The 796-nt window shown below is 51.8% G+C and carries 1 pseudogene; it reads left to right on the forward strand.

Annotated elements, in window-relative coordinates:
- Nucleotides 1-796 (forward strand): annotated as a pseudogene (locus DPN68_RS13060) (tetracycline resistance ribosomal protection protein Tet(W)); the annotation flags it as partial.

A 796-nucleotide genomic window follows, 5' to 3' on the forward strand; every position in this document is an offset into this window, starting at 1 on the left:
AAACGGCAGCGCAAAGAGAACGGCTGCTGGACGCTCTTACGCAACTTGCGGATACTGACCCGCTTTTGCGTTGCGAAGTGGATTCCATCACCCATGAGATCATTCTTTCTTTTTTGGGCCGGGTGCAGTTGGAGGTTGTTTCCGCTTTGCTGTCGGAAAAATACAAGCTTGAAACAGTGGTAAAGGAACCCTCCGTCATTTATATGGAGCGGCCGCTCAAAGCAGCCAGCCACACCATCCATATCGAGGTGCCGCCCAACCCGTTTTGGGCATCCATAGGACTGTCTGTTACACCACTCTCGCTTGGCTCCGGTGTACAATACGAGAGCCGGGTTTCGCTGGGATACTTGAACCAGAGTTTTCAAAACGCTGTCAGGGATGGTATCCGTTACGGGCTGGAGCAGGGCTTGTTCGGCTGGAACGTAACGGACTGTAAGATTTGCTTTGAATACGGGCTTTATTACAGTCCGGTCAGCACGCCGGCGGACTTCCGCTCATTGGCCCCGATTGTATTGGAACAGGCATTGAAGGAATCGGGGACGCAGCTGCTGGAACCTTATCTCTCCTTCATCCTCTATGCGCCCCAGGAATACCTTTCCAGGGCTTATCATGATGCACCGAAATACTGTGCCACCATCGAAACGGCCCAGGTAAAAAAGGATGAAGNTACCTTTCCAGGGCTTATCATGATGCACCGAAATACTGTGCCACCATCGAAACGGCCCAGGTAAAAAAGGATGAAGTTGTCTTTACTGGCGAGATTCCCGCCCGCTGTATACAGGCATACCGTACTGAT

This window comes from Flavobacterium tibetense (genome assembly GCF_003293845.1).
In the GTDB taxonomy this organism is placed as follows: domain Bacteria; phylum Bacteroidota; class Bacteroidia; order Flavobacteriales; family Flavobacteriaceae; genus Flavobacterium; species Flavobacterium tibetense.